General features: G+C 45.9%; 13 protein-coding genes. 4 read left to right on the forward strand and 9 right to left on the reverse strand.

Annotated elements, in window-relative coordinates; translation table 11 throughout:
• Positions 1 to 109: 109 nt before the first annotated feature.
• Together nagB and nagA are read left to right on the forward strand one after the other, a co-directional pair.
• Entirely contained in the window at positions 110 to 832 is a 723-nt protein-coding gene (nagB, locus tag EKN16_RS13860; RefSeq protein WP_125658011.1) for a glucosamine-6-phosphate deaminase, read from the forward strand.
• 3 nt (positions 833 to 835) lie between these two features.
• Positions 836 to 2026, forward strand: coding sequence for an N-acetylglucosamine-6-phosphate deacetylase (gene nagA / locus EKN16_RS13865; protein WP_125658014.1), 1191 nt, complete (start codon positions 836 to 838; stop codon positions 2024 to 2026).
• Positions 2027 to 2148: 122 nt separating this feature from the next.
• Here the strand turns inward: nagA and EKN16_RS13870 are convergent, their stop codons facing one another.
• From EKN16_RS13870 to citZ, 8 genes are all read right to left on the reverse strand, one after another.
• A complete protein-coding gene (locus tag EKN16_RS13870) occupies positions 2149 to 3081 on the reverse strand; it encodes an NHL repeat-containing protein (protein WP_125658017.1) in 933 nt (310 codons plus the stop codon).
• Between the two features lie 308 nt (positions 3082 to 3389).
• Positions 3390 to 4211, reverse strand: a complete 822-nt coding sequence (locus EKN16_RS13875; protein WP_125658020.1) for a DeoR/GlpR family DNA-binding transcription regulator — start codon at positions 4209 to 4211, stop codon at positions 3390 to 3392.
• Positions 4211 to 5167, reverse strand: a complete 957-nt coding sequence (locus EKN16_RS13880) for a sugar kinase (RefSeq protein ID WP_125658022.1) — start codon at positions 5165 to 5167, stop codon at positions 4211 to 4213. The genes EKN16_RS13875 and EKN16_RS13880 overlap by 1 nt, the downstream gene beginning before the upstream one ends.
• Before the next feature lie 32 nt (positions 5168 to 5199).
• On the reverse strand, positions 5200 to 5625 hold the full coding sequence (locus EKN16_RS13885; RefSeq protein WP_125658027.1) for a hypothetical protein: 426 nt from the start codon (positions 5623 to 5625) through the stop codon (positions 5200 to 5202).
• Positions 5626 to 5785: 160 nt separating this feature from the next.
• Positions 5786 to 8011, reverse strand: a complete 2226-nt coding sequence (recQ, locus tag EKN16_RS13890) for a DNA helicase RecQ (protein ID WP_125658030.1) — start codon at positions 8009 to 8011, stop codon at positions 5786 to 5788.
• A 94-nt stretch (positions 8012 to 8105) separates the two neighbouring features.
• Entirely contained in the window at positions 8106 to 9047 is a 942-nt protein-coding gene (gene mdh, locus EKN16_RS13895) for a malate dehydrogenase (protein ID WP_125658033.1), read from the reverse strand.
• Between the two features lie 292 nt (positions 9048 to 9339).
• The gene (icd, locus tag EKN16_RS13900; RefSeq protein ID WP_125658036.1) at positions 9340 to 10635 is read right to left on the reverse strand and encodes an NADP-dependent isocitrate dehydrogenase; all 1296 of its coding nucleotides are present in this window, start codon (positions 10633 to 10635) and stop codon (positions 9340 to 9342) included.
• 155 nt (positions 10636 to 10790) lie between these two features.
• Positions 10791 to 11903, reverse strand: coding sequence for a citrate synthase (citZ, locus tag EKN16_RS13905; RefSeq protein ID WP_125658039.1), 1113 nt, complete (start codon positions 11901 to 11903; stop codon positions 10791 to 10793).
• A 1032-nt stretch (positions 11904 to 12935) separates the two neighbouring features.
• Between citZ and EKN16_RS13910 the strand changes: the two genes are divergently transcribed.
• Positions 12936 to 14468 (forward strand): Ppx/GppA phosphatase family protein, encoded by a 1533-nt coding sequence (locus EKN16_RS13910; protein WP_125658042.1) that lies wholly within the window; start codon positions 12936 to 12938, stop codon positions 14466 to 14468.
• On the opposite strand, the gene ppk1 is transcribed toward EKN16_RS13910, so the two are convergent.
• A complete protein-coding gene (gene ppk1 / locus EKN16_RS13915; protein WP_125658045.1) occupies positions 14459 to 16522 on the reverse strand; it encodes a polyphosphate kinase 1 in 2064 nt (687 codons plus the stop codon). The two genes, EKN16_RS13910 and ppk1, sit on opposite strands and share 10 nt — an antisense overlap.
• A 367-nt stretch (positions 16523 to 16889) precedes the next feature.
• Here ppk1 and ytvI point away from each other — a divergent pair, with 367 nt between their 5' ends.
• On the forward strand, positions 16890 to 18005 hold the full coding sequence (gene ytvI, locus EKN16_RS13920; protein ID WP_125658048.1) for a sporulation integral membrane protein YtvI: 1116 nt from the start codon (positions 16890 to 16892) through the stop codon (positions 18003 to 18005).
• Positions 18006 to 18135 lie beyond the last annotated feature (130 nt).

The raw sequence follows: 18135 nt of genomic DNA on the forward strand, positions 1-18135 counted from the left end.
ATCAAATGACTATTTCGATCATTTTTATGACCAAAATAATCATTTAATTGTCATTACACTCAAATTCATTTACAATTAAGATGAAACGATCGATCAGGAGGCTTCTATTATGGAAATGAAATTATTTGATACGATATCAGAGCTTGATCATTATGCTGCGCAGCTATTCGCTGCAACTTTGAATCATAAACCACACGCCACACTTGGCTTAGCTACGGGCTCGACACCGATCGGAATTTATGAAAAAATGATAGAGATGTATCGCAAGGGTAAAGTTTCCTTCAAAGAAGCGACTACGTTCAATCTAGATGAATATGTTGGACTGCCGGAGAATCACGAGCAAGGCTATGCCCATTACATGAGGCAGCATTTATTCGCTCATATTGATCTACCAAGTGAACAAGCTCATTTGCCCAATGGCAACGCTGAGAATCTTCATGAAGAATGCGAACAATATGACAGAATGCTTACCGAACAGCCTGTTGATGTGCAATTGCTTGGACTTGGCCACAATGGTCATATCGGCTTCAATGAGCCAGACGGCTCTCTCCAAGGAGGTACGCATATCGTAGAGCTTAAGGAAGAGACGCGTGTCGCAAATGCGCGCTTCTTTGATTCCTTAGACGAGGTTCCGAAACAGGCTATAACCATGGGAGTCGGTTCGATTCTGAAAGCGAACACGATCCTGCTCGTTGTTAAAGGGGCGGACAAAGCGGAGATCGTCAAGCAGGCCCTTACAGGTCCAATTACAACGGAATGCCCCGCATCCTTATTGCAAACTCACGCTAATGTCATTGTTCTGCTGGATAAAGAGGCTGGGAGGTTATTATAAATCATGCATGAGAACCCAAACAAATGGCGAATTAAGAATGTAAAAATCGTAGTGGACACAAACATCATAGAAGGTAGTCTACTCGTAGACAATGGAATCATTTCTGCTATAATCGCGGGGAATACGGATGATGCTTCCTTAGAGAACGCCATACCGACAATAGATGGAGCCGGCGGCTGGCTGCTGCCTGGCTTTATCGATATCCATGTCCATGGCGGTTACGGAGCTGACTTTATGGAGGCTACTGAAGAGGCTTATCATACCATTACGAAGTTCCACGCTTCTAATGGAACGACCCGAATGCTGGCTACAACGGTTACTGCTTCACCGGAAGATATCGATTCTGTTCTTCATGCAGCATCGGCTTATATGAATGCAAGCATGCCTTATGCTGCGCTGGAAGGCGTTCATTTGGAAGGCCCCTTCATCAGCGAGCTATGGCCTGGCGCTCAGAACCCTAATTATATATCTCCGCCTAGGTTGGATTGGGTCCAAGAATGGAATAAGCAATATCCAGGTAAGATCAAGCAGCTTACTCTCGCACCAGAGAAAGAAGGCTCTCTCGCGTTGATCCAATGGCTTGCCGAGCAAGGGATTGTAGCGGCTTGCGGACATACGGATGCTAAGTATGCAGATATTCTTGCAGCAGCGGATGCTGGGCTTACGCAAGCTGTTCATACCTATAATGCCATGCGCGGCCTGCATCATCGTGAACCAGGCACACTAGGCGCGGTCCTTACCGATGAGCGAATTTATGCAGAGCTTATTGCAGACGGACATCATGTCCATCCTGCGGCCATAAGATTGCTGCTCTCCGCCAAACCATCGGATAAAGTCATTCTCATTACGGATGCCATGGCAGCAGCAGGCTTAGGTGATGGGGAATATGAATTAGGCGGGTTGGTGGTTGATGTAGTTGCAGGTGTTGCCGCGCTTCGTGAAGGCGGTAATCTCGCAGGCAGCACATTGACAATGATCGATGCTTTCCGTTATATACTCACGAATACTTCGCTTAGCGTGCCGGAGATAAGCGTGCTAGCAAGCGCGAATCCAGCACAGCAGCTTGGCTTGAAGGAACGCACTGGAACCATTGCTGCTGGTAAGCTAGCGGATCTTGTATGGACGGATAGCAAATTCGAGACCGTCCTCTCTACATGGGTCCAAGGTCGTCAGGTGTTTGCGGCCGAGCAATAGGTTCTACCTTTAAACAACAAAGCCGACGGTTCGCTCTGAGCCCCGTCGGCTTTGTTGTTTATTTACATCATTTTAAAGCAAAAGCCCAACCACGGTAATCTTCCATGAACTAAATGTATCGATTATTTCTGCCTGACTAGCTTCGTAATTCGACCATCAATTATCCATTCCGCGACATAAACATCCCCGTGGGAATCCACACAAACGCCATGTGGCGAGCTGAATTTATCCGGTCTGTAGTATTCCTTAGGTAGGTTAGGCCATCCCTGCTGCTTATAGGCCTGTTGGTCTTCGCCCAAATGGGTAATCAAGCGATCATCCTTATCCAATATCGTAACTCGGCTGTCCAAATCCGGCAAATAGACCTCATCGCCGAAGAAATAAAAGCTACAAGGCAAATCAAGATTATGATCAACGAAGCGCTTGTGAACACCCTCCAGCGTGAATACCTGAATCCGGCTGTTGCGACGGTCCGCCACATAAATTTCCGGCTCTTCGCCGCGAAGATTAATGGATATTCCGTGCGGTTCAATAACCTGTCCAGGCTCAGACCCGTGACCACCCCAGGAACGAATATAAGTGCCTTTTGCATCGTAATGATGAATATAAGATTGGCCATAGCCATCGGATACATAAATATCTCCGTTTGGCGCAACGCATAGATCTGTAGGCACGTAACGGCGCTCTGTATCATATAAATCCGGACGGTCAGGACCGCCTATCTCGAGCAGTACCTTTCCATCTAATGTCGTCTTTACAACAAGCGCGCGATTCGTATCGGCAAAATATAAATACTCCACGCCATCAGCATCACGATGCAAATAAAAACCATGTGCTCCACCTTCAAACTCTTCTCCCCATGAGGTAATGAATGTACCTTCTCGGTCGAATACGACAACAGCGTCTTTGCTTGTATTATGTACGTACACACGGTCCTCTGCATCAACACATATTCCGTGGGTATATCCATAGGCAAGACCGCCAGGCAGCTTGCCCCAGCCTTCTTCAACTTCATACAAATGGGATGCGCTTCCAATCACTCGTTTCTCGGACACGACTCAATTCCTCCTAAATGTCAGTTACTTGTACAACCTAATGAAAGATGACAAGACGATTGTTTTTCTTCGCATTTCAAGAGCAGTATATCAAATCTGAGCCATAAAACAACCTATTTCCCTATATGTATAGCTTAATTATTAAAGAAGAACCAGCTATCGCTACTTTGATGGGTCTAATGCTTCTTCTTTAGTCACTTTGTTAGGCACAACACTTACGTTCTTTCCGGGTAGCTGATCATAGATTGAAGCTTCCAATAAAAAAAGCAATGTCCCGCTTTGGTTCATTGAACCTTGTAGGACATTGCTTATATTGAACCAAAGCCTGCTTCATCCGAATGCTGCTCTTCACGTGCAAGGAATACTTGAATGCCAAATGATTCAGCAGCAGCTGCAAGCTGCTGTGGAAGTGGCCTATCCGTAATAAAGCCCTGCAGCTCTGATAGCGGTGCAATAGAGAAAAGTGAAGTCTTCCCAATCTTCGTATTGTCGAACATCGCATAGGTGGCCTGAGAACGCCGAATCATTGCTTTGGCAATATGCGCCTCCTGCTCGGAATAGGTCGTGATGCCCCCTGTAGATGATACACCATCCACCCCAAGAAACATCTTGCCAAGATTCAACTGACCAATCATTCCTTCACCAAGTGGTCCGCACAGCTCGAAGCTGTTATGGCGCATCATACCGCCAGTAACAACAACCTGAATGTCACTTCCCGCAAGCTCCATAGCCACATTCACCGTATTCGTGACAACCGTAATGCCTCGACGGGTCTTCAGCAGCTTAGCCAAATAGTAATTCGTCGTACCACCCGATAAGCCAACAACATCGCCTTCTTCAATGAGCGCTGCAGCAGCGGCCGCGATACGCTCCTTCTCGAGAAACGATAGACCTTCCTTCTCAGCAAAGGGAAGCTCGCGAACCGTATTCATCCCGTCATACATCGCTCCGCCAATCGTCCGAATGACGGGCTCCGATTTCTCCATAAGCTCCAGATCGCGACGTGCCGTAGCCTCCGAAACATTGAACCGCTCGACAACCTCTTGAACGGTTATCCGGCCCTGTCGTTTCAGCACATTCATAACCTGCTCACGTCTGCGCTGGCCCTTAGACGACTGGGTATCTGCCATTAACGCTCAACCCACCCTTTATCGCTCAAGCGGCGCTCTACTGTGGTCCAATCGGGAAGCGCTTCCCAGTCCCCACGCATTTGAACGACGAGGGAACCATTGATGCTCCCCAATCTCACTGCTTCCACTGGACTCATGCCTTTGAGCAGGCCAGCAAGGAAGCCTGCACAGAAACCGTCACCGGCTCCGACCGTATCCACCACTTTATCGGCCGGATAGAAAGGAACTTCTGTGGCTTCCCCTCGTTCCAGCACGACCGTCGCGTCACCGATGCCTTTCACAATGCTAACGGCATTCAACTGAGCAAGCTTAGCCTTCACCTCAGTGAAATCATCTGTCTCATAAAGCAGCCTCAGTTCATCCCATCCAGGAAGGAAATAATCGGCTTGTTCCGCGAGCGGAAGCACAACACGTCTTGCTTCTTCGATCGTCCAGAGCTTAAGCCTCAGGTTCGGGTCAAAGCTAACGGTCACACCTGCTTCTTTCGCCGCAGTGACAGCCGTTAGAATCGTCTCACGGCAGCTTTCACTGAGTGCCGGTGTTATACCAGTCACATGAAGCAGCTTGCAGCTTTTTATATAAGCTAGATCAAGATCATCAGGCTGCATTTGGCTCGCTGCCGAATGCTTACGATAATAGTGCACAGCCAGCTTGCCTGCTACCATCTCACGAAACATCATACCGGTCTGTGCGCCTTGAGTAAGTCTCGCTCTGGAGACATCGACACCCTCGCCGCGTATACGCTTTAGAATAGATCTACCGAAAGGGTCATCTCCAAGTGCGCCAAACCATCCTACAGAGCAACCTAGTCTTGCCGCACCGATGGCTACGTTGCTTTCGGCACCGCCAAAGCTCTGCTCCAAAGAAGGCGCTCCTTCGATGCCACGATACTCCTGCGGCATGAATAACGCCATTGTTTCACCAAAGGTTAATAAATCCGGCGCAGTCTTTGTCACGCTTCTCTCCCCTATCAGCAGAAGTTAATCAACTATTTGTAAATCGGGAATTTCATGAAGTAAATAATTACTAAATAAATCAATAGAATAATGATGCTCAACACACGAGCCTTCGCAATATGAGAAGATGCACTTGTTCCACTTTGTATCGAAGTAGCGATTAGTTTAAGAGGTTTAGACACAATACCACCTAGTGCTGCAATAGCCAAGAAAAGTAACGTAACAACAATCATCCAAACCACTTTGTACTCACCTTGAGAAATCAAATAACCGCCAGTTAGCAGCTGTAGAACTAGGAAATACTGCGCAATGCGGTTAGCTGCGACCAATCCGTCAGCAAGACCAGCTTGTCCACTCCCATCAAGCTTCGAAGCTCGGCCAATAATAACGGGAAGCACAATATAAAACCCCATACCAGCCGCTCCAATTACGTGTAAAAACAACATGAAATTAGACATTCTTTTTTTCCTCCTAAAAGTTTTTGCGATACATCTTTGAATCGCTTCCTACGAGCAAAAACTACTTCGTAAGCATAAACCATGTTTTTGCGTTACTCGTTCGAGCTACTGAATCCTTACAAGTATACTAGAACAATCAGCCAATTTCAAAGAAAACGGGTTATTCTCCCCGATAAATGAGATTATGTTTGACCATGACCGCCTTAATTGCAAAATAATCAACATCAACGGGCAGCGCTTCTTTAATCGGCTTCAGCTTCTCCGCTCCGATCTCTGTGATCGTCTCGACGATTAATGCTTCATGCTCCATCGGGATAAAAGCATCCCAATCGATCATTTCACCTTCCTCTGCACAACGCAAGAGATGATTCTCAATGGTCACTCGCCCCATACCTCGAATCGATGCGATCTCCGTAATCGATTGTCCTTCATTAAGGAGCGCCAACGTCTGCATATGACTCGATAACCCTGCCAAGTGAGCAAGCTCAGCACCATTTCCTGAAGAAGATAACTTTGCCGCACTTTGATTAATCATATCCGTTGCAATCGTCTTCGAGTTCGCAAAAGGTACAGTTCTCTGCTCAGAATGACTGGAGCCATCACCGCGATGTTGACGTACAATGGCAATAACATCACTGCCATACTTACTAGCTTTTGCCGTACCAACACCTTTGACCTCGAGCAACTGCTCGCTGACGACAGGCTGCCGGTCCGCAATTTCTCGCAATGTAGCATCGGAAAATAACATAAATGGCGGTACATGTTCTCGAGCTGCCGCTTCTCGACGCCAATCTCTCAAAGCTTCGAAGAGCGGTGTATTCGCCGCTGATACCGCATTACCCTCACTTGTTCTCCGCTTGGCAGCCGCACTTTGTCTTCTAGTGACGGTTATTTTACCCTCGAGCACAGGTAAAGCTTCAGCAGCAAGTGAGACCGTCGGATACTCGCCTTCGCTGATTCGCAAATAGCCTTCCGCCACGAGATAATAAATTAAATCGGTAATTTCCTTCTCCACCCAGTTACGCAGCAAACCATAGGTGGATAAACGGTCTAGACCAAATTCAATAATACGTTTCTCCCTAGAGCCCTTCAGCACTTTAGCTACCAATGAGACACCGAATCTCCCTTTCAACCGTCCCACACAGGACAAGGCTTTTCGGGAATCCTCTGTTATATCCACCTTCGCGCTTTGATCCAGACAATTGCTGCATTTACCGCATGAAGGGACATCCTCTTCTCCAAAGTAACTAACAATGAACTGAAGAAGACAACGATCCGAGCGACTATAATGCATCATCGTATAAAGCTTATTTAATTGAATTGACCTGCGTTCCGCATCTGCTGTGCTCCGCTCAATCAGAAACCGCTGCACCTGAACATCCTGAGGTTCAAAAAGCAATACACATTCGCTTTCCTCCCCATCACGTCCAGCACGCCCAGCTTCCTGGTAGTAGGATTCAACATCACTGGGCATCTGCCAGTGTACGACGAAGCGTACATTCGGTTTATCTATCCCCATACCGAAGGCATTCGTTGCAACCATGACGCGATTATCATCAAATCGGAACTTCTCCTGAGTATCCGCTCTCTCCGTATCACTAAGTCCACCATGATATTTGCCCGCAGATATGCCAAGCTTAGTTAAATCCTCATAAACCTCTTCCGCTTCTTTACGTGTAGCTGTATACACAATTCCTGACTGATCTGGCCGCTGTGCCAAATAATCACGAAGAAACTTTCTTCTATCCGTTCCCGTCACGACGGATAACGATAAATTCGTCCGAGCAAATCCGGTTACGAATACATTTGGTTTACGCAGCCCAAGCATGTCGGCAATATCCTGCGAAACCTCCGGTGTAGCCGTTGCTGTAAACGCAGCAACAGGAGGACGGTTCTCTAATCGACCGATCCAACCTGCTAGCTGACGATAGCTAGGGCGGAAGTCATGCCCCCATTGAGATACACAGTGAGCCTCATCAATCGCTATAAGCGGGATGTGAAGTTGACTTGCGAGTGACTCGAACATCGTACCATCCAGGCGCTCAGGAGCGACGTAGAGCAGTTTATAGACCCCCTGAGAAGTCTTTCTGATCACGTCACGATAGGTTGCCGCATCAAGCGAGCTGTTCAAGTAGGCGGCTGAAACACCTAATCGGTTAAGAGCATCAACCTGATCCTTCATCAAGGAAATGAGCGGCGATACAACGATCGTCGTCCCAGGAAGCAGCAGTGCAGGCAGCTGATAGCAGACCGATTTACCGCCGCCAGTCGGCAGAATCGCCAGCGTATCCCGTCCCTCTAACAAGCCTCCAATAATATCTTCCTGTCCTTTGCGAAAGGAGTCAAAGCCGTACACCTGTTTGAGCATTTGCCTTGCTTGATTCATCCATAAACCTCCTTTCATGTAGGAAAAAATGAAGACCCTGACAGCAATTAGTCAGGGTCTCATGTGCTTCACGAGTTCGTTTTTGAAGAAGAAATTAGCCGTTTACAACTGCAATCACGTTGCGTACGGATACAGCTGATTTCTCAAGAGCTGCTTTTTCCCCGTCGGTAAGCTCAAGCTCGAATACTTTCTCGATTCCGTCGCCACCAAGAATTGCAGGCACACCCATGAACAAGTTATCATAGCCATATTCGCCTTCAAGAAGGGCAATTACTGGCGTAATGCGTTTTTTGTCTTTCAAAATCGCTTCCGTCATTTGCACGAGCGATGCTGCTGGCGCATAATACGCACTGCCATTGCCGAGCAAGTTAACGATTTCTCCGCCGCCAACGCGCGTACGTTGTACGATGGCTTCAATACGCTCAGCTGAGATCAGCTTCTCGATTGGAATACCGCCAACATTGGAATAACGAACAAGTGGTACCATGTCATCGCCATGGCCGCCAAGAACGAAGCCGCGAACATCTTCAACGGAAACATTCAGCTCTTCCGCGATGAATGTGCAGTAACGTGCAGTGTCAAGAACACCAGATTGACCAATGACACGGTTTTTAGGGAAGCCAAGTGCATGGAAAGCAACATAAGTCATCGCATCAACCGGATTGGACAAGATGATAACGTACGCTTCAGGGCTTGTTGCTTTAATGTTTTCGCAAACGGATTTCACGATGCCTGCATTTGTGTTAACCAAATCGTCGCGGCTCATGCCTGGTTTACGAGCAATACCAGCCGTGATAATAACAACTTGGGAATCCTTTGTATCTGCATAGTCAGAAGTACCGATGATTTTGGAGTCGATGCCTTGAACAGGTGTCGATTCCATCATATCTAGTGCTTTGCCTTTAGTCGGGTTTTCCAGCTGTGGGATATCAACGAGCACGACATCTCCAAGTTCTTTCTGAGCTAGCATCAAAGCCGTAGTCGCTCCAGTAAAACCAGCACCAACAACAGTAATTTTATGACGTTTAATTGCCATGATTAAATTACCTCCAGTAGCCTAATATTTTGATCTCGCCTGAAGAGAGTCCTATGTCTTACTAAATCTTTTAACACGCGCCTAGCGATCAAGAAAGCCGCATTAAGCGGCTCTCACGCACCAAACACGCATCAAGCGTGCCAATAACGCACTGAACAACAGTGCGTTATTGGCGTAAGCATCCCACCCAGCGGCCGTTAAGACGCATGACCATCTCCCACGTTAGTCAGAGGGATTCCAAAGGGCAAAGCCCTTGGGGTCCCCCTTCCAGGGGGATTTAGGGGGTGCAGTATTACTTTAGGTTTGCAATGATTTCATCAGCAAACGCAGAACATTTAACTTCTTTCGCGCCGTCCATCAGACGAGCAAAGTCATAAGTTACTGTTTTGTTGTTAATAGCTGTTTCCAAACCTTTGTAGATGGAATCAGCAGCTTCCTGCCAGCCAAGGTGCTCAAGCAGCATAACGCCAGACAAGATAACAGAACCTGGGTTTACAACATCGAGGTCCGCATATTTTGGAGCTGTACCATGAGTAGCTTCGAAAATAGCATGTCCTGTCAGGTAGTTGATGTTAGCGCCTGGAGCAATACCAATACCGCCAACTTGTGCTGCCAATGCATCAGACAGGTAATCACCATTCAGGTTCAACGTAGCAATAACGTCAAAATCAGTAGGACGTGTAAGTACTTGCTGCAAAGCGATATCAGCAATTGCATCTTTAACGATTAGTTTACCAGCTGCTTCTGCATCTTTTTGTGCTTTGTTTGCTGCATCCGTACCTTGTGCTTCTTTGATACGGTCGTATTCGCCCCATGTGAAGGTTTTTTCAGCGAATTCTTGCTCAGCAACTTCATAACCCCAAGTTTTGAAAGCACCCTCAGTAAATTTCATGATATTACCTTTATGAACAAGTGTTAGCGATTTGCGGCCGTGTTTCAGCGCATATTCAATCGCAGCACGTACAAGACGTTTGGAGCCTTCAGCAGATACTGGCTTAATTCCGATACCGGATGTTTCTGGGAAGCGGATTTTATTAACGCCCATTTCATTTTGAAGGAAAGAAATCACTTTTTTCACTTCTGCAGATCCTTCTTGATACTCGATACCTGCATAAATATCCTCTGTGTTTTCACGGAAAATAACCATGTCTACAAGCTCAGGACGTTTTACTGGGGAAGGTACGCCGTCAAAATAACGAACAGGACGCAAGCAAGTGTAAAGGTCAAGCTCTTGACGAAGGGCTACGTTCAGGGAGCGAATACCGCCGCCAATTGGTGTTGTAAGAGGTCCTTTAATCGCAACAATATATTCACGGATAGCAGTTAGCGTATCAGCTGGCAGCCATTCGCCGTAGTTGTTGAATGCTTTCTCGCCGGCAAATACTTCGTACCAAGCGATTTTTTTCTCGCCGCCGTAAGCTTTCTCAACTGCTGCATCAAGAACGCGTTTGGACGCTTTCCAGATGTCACGGCCAGTGCCGTCACCTTCGATGAAAGGGATGATAGGGTTATTAGGAACATTCAGAACTCCGTTATCAATCGTGATTTTGTTACCTTCAGTTGGCATTGCGAATTTTTCGAATGACATTGTAAATCTCCTTTTTTAACATTTATTTTTGGGGATGTGTGGGTAAATGACGCTAACATAGCATGACGGGAGCCAACTACACAGCTTATAAAGCCATGTATCGACACCCCGTCGCAACCACCGGCTGTTCCTGCCGCATGTGGCTGAGAAATGAATTAACGCTGAGCGATTGGTGTAACCTTTTGATCAACCGGACCTGTGTACTCGGCACGCGGACGGATCAGGCGGTTGTTATCATACTGCTCAAGAATATGTGCGGTCCATCCGGATGCACGGCTGATGGCAAAGATCGGTGTGAACAAGTCACGCGGAATTTGAAGTGTCGTATAGACAGATGCAGAGTAGAAGTCAACATTCGGCTTTAACCCTTTTTGACCCGTAACAAGCTCTTCAATTTTCACGGACATTTCGTATAGTTCCATGTTGCCTGTCAATTTTCCAAGCTCACGGGACATTTTTTGAAGATGTTTCGCACGAGGGTCGCCATTTTTGTAAACACGATGCCCAAAACCCATGATTTTCTCTTTATTAGCAAGCTTTGCGTTTATAAAAGGCTCCACATTAGCGAAAGAACCGATTTCTTCAAGCATCACCATTACAGCTTCGTTAGCTCCACCATGAAGAGGTCCCTTCAGTGCGCCGATAGCCGATGTTACGCCTGAATATATATCGGACAACGTTGCAACCGTAACGCGTGCAGCGAACGTTGAAGCATTCAATTCATGGTCAGCATGAAGGACGAGTGCTTGGTCAAGCGCCTTAACAGCAACCTGATCGGGCTCTTGTCCTGTAAGCATATATAGAAAATTGGTTGCAATGGAAACGCCTGCTTTGGGTGCTACTGGTTCTTTGCCCTCGCGAAGGCGAGCGAATGCAGCAATAAGAGTAGGAATTTGAGCCTGCAGCTTAATCGCTTTCTGAATATTAGCTTCCTTGGACATATCATTGGCAGACTCATCATACAATGCCAGACTTGAAACTGCTGTACGCAGTGCAGCCATGGAATTGGTGTTTTTCGGGTAAAGCTTCAGCTGGTCAATAACACCTGCTGGAACCGCTGCATTTTCTCCAAGCCGCTTAATCAAGCCGTCTAGCTCAGATTGTGTTGGCAGCTTTCCGTACCAGAGTAAGTAAGCAACTTCTTCAAAAGAAGCGTTCTCTGCCAAATCGTCGATATCAAAACCGCGATAAGTCAATACGCCATCGATGATGGAACTAATCGAGGATGTCGTAGCGACAATGCCTTCCAGACCTTTGGTTGCTGTCATGTTTCTCTCTCCTTTTAGCTCGTATAACTATGCGTTGATCCAATCACTGATATTCAATTGTAACTCACCGTAATGAACAATTGCCAGGGCACTTCGAGCTCAATTGTTCATGACTTCGATAACAATAAAGGGCATCCATTCCGTATCGTCGCTCTAATCATATCGGATTTTGGCAGGGAAGTGAACAAAAATGGACATAAAATTGCTTTATCGGCTTCATCAAAATTATTTTAGACCTATTTAGCACGATGTGCAACGATAGCGCGGACCAGTTACATTATTTTAATAATCATACTGTTCCATATGACACGATAAAATATGCCTAAATTCATGCTGACATGGGCAAAATGTGGGCACTAAAGGATAAGCTACGGTGATTGTTATTCCTACTTCTATTCATTGTTTCGCTACTTCTGTCTGATCTAAAAAATATAAGAAACGCCTACAAATACGCACGGCGCTTCTTCCAACTCCGTATTGCCATAGATATGCCAAATATACTGAAAACCCAAACGCCTCTCCTATCTTCCGAATTGGAAGATAAACATGTCCTTTGATCGAGCCATAGGCAGCAAGCTTATCGTTTACAACGACTTATTCAATATCAACTTTACCGGTAATTCCATCAACGGCCCCATTATCTGCATATTGAAACGCGGACCCTACAATCCATGTATTATTGTTTATCGGCTTTATTGACTCCGTATTTTCAGGGCAAAATAAAAGCACCCAGTTGGGTGCTTAATGATAAATGTAATTAAAAACTGTTTGGAGATGGCGGTTGACCAGTGACAGTTCGCTTCTGCACTGCACTTACAAATAGCATAATGGCTGTGATAATATGCAACTATATCAAGGTAATATGATTCTTGGCTACTATTTTTTTACTTTTTTTTCTCTTTCTCGACACGAACATTGATCATTCCGTAAATAACTGCCCGTTCGTATTGAAACAAACCTTTTTGCATAGCCCTTCAAATGGTAATATGTACATGATCAGAAAAATAAGTTTTTCAAACCGGAGGCTCCCCAATGATTGAACAACGCATCGGCATTATCGATATTGGCTCCAACTCTATTCGACTTGTTGTCTACGAACGTACTTCAAGCGGCGCGCATCGCGTCATTGATGGAAGTAAACGTTCAGCTAGGCTAAGTGAACAAATCGACGATAATGGCGCATTGCCGGATAAAATAATAGATGAGCTCGTTGATACAATTAACCATTTCCGCCTCATTTGTGCTCATCATCGAACAGGACTTGTTCGGGCCGTAGCAACTGCCGCCATTCGAAATGCAACCAATAAACAGCATTTGCTTCAGCGCGTAGAAACAGAGAGCGGTCTTCCAATTGAACTGATTTCCGGCGAAGAGGAGGCTAGCTATGGCTTCCTTGGTATGATTAACTCCATGGATGTTAAGGATGGCTTCCTCATCGATATTGGCGGAGGCAGCACCGAGGTATCTTTATTCAAAGACCGTACACTCGTGCAAGCTGTCTCCTTCCCATTTGGCTGTGTCAGCTTAACCCGTCGATTCTCATCCAAGGGTGCCGTATCCGATGATCAGCTCCGCGCACTCGAACAGCTTGTCGAGGAAGCAGCAGAGCGAGAAGCTTGGCTGAAATGGTCACCAGACCTTCCACTCATCGGTGTTGGCGGAACGATTCGGGCACTTGGCAAAATCCATCAGGCCCATGTGAAATATCCCTTTGAGAGTTATCACAACTATCCGATGTCCGGCTCAGCAACGGATGATTTATTTGATATGCTCCGCAAAGAGCCGCTCGATAAACGCAATAAAATTCCAGGCTTATCCAAGGACCGCATCGATATTATTGTACCCGGCATTGCCATTCTGCGAACCATATACCGAATTATTGGCGCCTCAACTTACGTCATTTGCGGTGCTGGTTTGCGTGATGGTCTATTCTTCTCCACAAGATTTCCTGAGAAGCCTAAGCTGGACGATGTTCTTACTTATAGTGTTAATAATATAGCTGCTCTCCATCCGGAAGCGCCTAAGCAGCATATGATGCAGGTTAATCGGATTGCTCTGCAGCTGTTCGACTCTTTGGAGCTGCAGCAGCTTTTCTTCCCAGAACATGCAAGACTTTGGATCGATACGGCTTCTATCCTTTACCGGATTGGAGCGAGCATTGACTATTATGATTACACGAAACATACGTTTTACTTAATGATCAATTCACATATTAATGGATTTTCCCATAAGGAAATCTTACTCTGTGCTGCTATTGCTTCTTACAAAAACAAGAATCGCGTCCGCCAGCTTGCCGCTGCCTACAGGCCGATGTTAAGCGAGGATGACGTTACGCTTATTTGTAAGCTTGGTTCCTTGCTTCAACTAGCTGTTGCACTAGACAGAAGCGAAACGCAAGCCATAGGCCGCCTCGTCATCGAGAATGCAGGCGGCAAATTGGAATTGCGGGCTATCCGAGCAGATGGCTCGCTTGCTGTTGAACGCAAGGAAGTCGATACGCTTGCCCATGATTTCAAGAAACTATGGGGCCTTATTCCGGCCCTGTATGCACCAGACTATAGATAGCTTTTCCATTGACGAATGTTTTTCGCTTCGAATTGACTTCTAAGCGGTGGCAGCTCATTCCTTACGGGTACGTAGACACCGCTTGGCTGCAGTTCACGTGATTTCATATTGTCATTGAGATTGAGCTGCAGTACATTCACAAGCATTTTTCGTAACCTGGCATCGAATACTGGACACATCAATTCAATTCTTCGTGTCAAATTCCGTGTCATCCAATCGGCGCTCGATAAATACAGCTCTTCCTCGCCGCCATTGAGGAAATAAATGATCCTCGAATGCTCCAGATAGCGATCAACGATGCTAATGACTCGAACATTTTCACTAAGACCAGGAACGCCAGGTCTTAGACAACAAACGCCGCGAATAATCAGTTCAATCTTCACCCCGGCCTGTGAGGCTTCATACAGCTTATCGATCATTTCTTGATTCGATAGGCTGTTCATTTTTGCAATAATATGGGCCGGCCTTCCAGCAATAGCATGCTCTTTCTCCCGATCAATCAGTCCAAACAACTTCTGTTTCAAATCGGTTGGCGCTACTCCAAAAGCCTTCCATTCGTAAGGCGATGAGTAACCGGTCACTTCGTTAAACAACGCCGATGCATCCGCTCCAATAACCGGATGAGACGTAAATAATCCAATATCAGTGTAAAGCTTAGCCGTATTATCATTATAATTTCCAGTACCCACGTGGACGTAACGACGAAGCATCTGCTGCTCTTTACGAACAACTAGCGTTATCTTCGCATGTGTCTTCAAGCCAACTAAGCCATATACCACATGACAGCCAGCTTTCTCTAGCTGCCGCGCCCATGCTATATTGCGTTCTTCATCAAACCTAGCCTTAAGCTCAACAACAACCGTCACCTGCTTACCAGCCTCGGCTGCCTTGGCCAGCGCTTGTACAAGAGCAGATTGTCCACTGACACGGTACAGTGTCATTTTGATAGCAAGTACATCGGGATCATGGGCCGCTTCTGTTACAAAATCATTAACCGCATCAAAGGACTCATAGGGGTGATACATGAGCACATCCTCTTGACGAAGAAGGGCAAACATATCCTCCGTTTCTTCAAGCTCTTGCGGATAGACAGGTTCAATCTTCTCATAACGAAGCGAATCAAAACCTTTCAGTGAGCCTGAAAAACGCATGAGGAATGTCAGATCGAGCGGGCCGTCAATCTCAATCATATTCTCACCCTGTTCCAGCTCCTCCTTGAGCATCTGCAGAGCATAAGGGTGCATTCCCTTACCATATTCTAGTCGCACCGGCATCCCCCAGCGACGACGACGCAGCTCCTTCTCAATCTCTTCAAGCAGATCCTCCGCGCCTTCCTCGTTCAGCGTTAAATCCGCATTACGAGTCAACCGGAATGGGCTAACATCAATCATTGTGTAGCCGTTAAATAAAGTCTTGATATTCCGCTCAATCAAATCCTCTAATAGCAGAAAATCCAGTTTTTTGCTATTGGACCGTCCATGAATGGGAACAAAACGCTGTAAAATGGAAGGAACTTGAACGATTGCAAAAAAAGGTTCTTCTTCAGGTGGCATATTCTCGCGACCGAGCAGTATGGCTAAATAGAGTTCTTTTGTATGCAGCAGAGGAAAAGGTCTGCTCTGATCAACAGCCATCGGGGTAAGAACAGGAAATACAATCTCGTTAAAATAATCATCGGCTGCTTGCAGCTGCGCTTCACTGAGCTCATCCAATGACCGGAAACAAATACCCTCTTTCGCTAATCCCCTCAAAACTTCGCGATAGGTTCGGTATTGCTCCGTAACCATCATCGATGCACGCTTCATCAAACGTTTCCACAAGCCAGCAGGGGTATAACCAGTAAAATCCTTTTTGATATAACCCGCTTTGATTTGATCTTGAATACCGGCAACTCGAACGCTCATAAATTCATCCAGGTTGCTTGCCATAATAGATAGAAATTTGGCCCGCTCTAATAATGGATTGTTCGCATCCTGGGCTTCTTCAAGTACTCTTCGGTTAAATTCCATCCAGCTTAAATCACGGTTTACATACGGGGACAAAGGTTTATTCATACGAAATCCTCCTGAATATAATCAGAGTAAGGCATCAGCAAGTAATCATTCTTTATACTCAGCAAAATCAACTGCTCTTCGGTAAAAAATGCCGATTATCTTTATTATGTAGGTTCACTGTTTGTTAAATGTTATAAGATTGTAAATGCAACGTAAAGTAAGTGAGATTCAATTGCGTATTATTGGTAAACGTCAGGCAACATGATACAATATTAGTGAAAAGAGTAAACATCAAGCTAATGCTTTCGATGCTGGTTTCACTTCGTGAAACTTAAGTTTATACTTTCGATGCTAGCTTCACTTCGTGAAGCTTAAGTTTATGCTTTCGATGCTAGCTTCACTTCGTGAAGCTTTTAGGAGGAATATCATGGATCGGGTTGTTTGGAAGCGTATCGGCCGTTCGATGCTTGTGCTCGTTGGAATTGCATTGTTAATTCTTGCTATAATTTATGTAACCCCTCTTGTTTATCCGTTTATCATCGGGTGGTTGCTTGCTTATTTTATAAATCCTGTCGTCAATATGCTTAACCGTAAATTAAAAATTCCACGCTGGTTAGGTGTCTCTTTCACCCTTCTTCTGTTCGTATCCGCCCTACTGACCATCGTCACGGCTATGGTCACGCGAATCGTCGTAGAAATCATTCATTTATCCAAATCATTAAACAGCACGATTGAATGGTGGCGAGTTCACTTTCAATCCCTTGTCGCCTCACCCAATATTCAAGATCTTATCAGTAAAGTAAACGACTTTTATCAAAACAACCCTAACTATCAAGAAACAATCAACGCTCGGATATCCAGTACAGCCAACCTATTGGCACAAACGAGTACATACGTAATCACGTTTATTCTAAATGGAGTGATCAATTTAATCTCGTCCCTGCCTAATGTGGCGACCATCATGGTCGTTGTCATGCTTGCTGCCTTCTTCATAGGGAAGGATTGGCATCGTCATTTGTTCAGAATGAAAGATTGGTTTCCGGAAGGCATTCGCAAATCAACAACAGCAGTCTGGTCTGATTTACAAAAAGCATTGTTCGGTTACTTCCGTGCACAGTTTATTATGATCTCCATCACTGCAGTTGTCGTTATTATCGGTCTTCTCATCCTGCGGGTCGATTATGCGATATCCATCGGTTTACTTATCGGGCTCGTTGACCTGCTGCCTTATTTAGGAGTGGGCGCAGCCATGGTCCCTTGGATTGCATTTACCTTCATATATGGAGATGTATCTCTTGGTATAGGATTATCGATCCTGTATGGCGTTATTCTCATCACTCGGCAAATACTTGAACCCAAAGTTCTCGCCAGCAGCGTGGGGCTTGACCCCCTTCCTACCCTGATTGCGATGTTCGTCGGCTTAAAGCTATTCGGCGTCCTAGGCCTTATTATCGGCCCCGTTTCCCTCGTTATACTGTCGGCCATCCATCGAGCAAATGTATTTAAAGACATCTACTCCTTTGTCATGCGAGGCCCCAGATAATAGGAAATTTAATTGCCATCACGACTAACAAAGCGAAGCGGACGGAATCGTTCTGAAGAAGCGATAGCGTTCGCCTTTGTCTCCTTATTTCTACCCCTTAGGGATAGAATCAAGAAATAAAGAGACAACA

Origin of the sequence: Paenibacillus baekrokdamisoli, assembly GCF_003945345.1 — a bacterium.
Lineage (GTDB): Bacteria > Bacillota > Bacilli > Paenibacillales > Paenibacillaceae > Paenibacillus_Z > Paenibacillus_Z baekrokdamisoli.

Bases quoted from the DNA above. Each gene is read 5' to 3' on its own strand.
- recQ (WP_125658030.1), bottom strand. From the start codon at position 8,011: ATGAATCAAGCAAGGCAAATGCTCAAACAGGTGTACGGCTTTGACTCC.
- EKN16_RS13875 (WP_125658020.1), bottom strand. From the start codon at position 4,211: ATGGCAGATACCCAGTCGTCTAAGGGCCAGCGCAGACGTGAGCAGGTT.
- icd (WP_125658036.1), bottom strand. From the start codon at position 10,635: ATGTCATTCGAAAAATTCGCAATGCCAACTGAAGGTAACAAAATCACG.
- nagA (WP_125658014.1), top strand. From the start codon at position 836: ATGCATGAGAACCCAAACAAATGGCGAATTAAGAATGTAAAAATCGTA.
- nagB (WP_125658011.1), top strand. From the start codon at position 110: ATGGAAATGAAATTATTTGATACGATATCAGAGCTTGATCATTATGCT.
- EKN16_RS13910 (WP_125658042.1), top strand. From the start codon at position 12,936: ATGATTGAACAACGCATCGGCATTATCGATATTGGCTCCAACTCTATT.
- citZ (WP_125658039.1), bottom strand. From the start codon at position 11,903: ATGACAGCAACCAAAGGTCTGGAAGGCATTGTCGCTACGACATCCTCG.
- ytvI (WP_125658048.1), top strand. From the start codon at position 16,890: ATGGATCGGGTTGTTTGGAAGCGTATCGGCCGTTCGATGCTTGTGCTC.
- mdh (WP_125658033.1), bottom strand. From the start codon at position 9,047: ATGGCAATTAAACGTCATAAAATTACTGTTGTTGGTGCTGGTTTTACT.
- ppk1 (WP_125658045.1), bottom strand. From the start codon at position 16,522: ATGAATAAACCTTTGTCCCCGTATGTAAACCGTGATTTAAGCTGGATG.
- EKN16_RS13885 (WP_125658027.1), bottom strand. From the start codon at position 5,625: ATGTCTAATTTCATGTTGTTTTTACACGTAATTGGAGCGGCTGGTATG.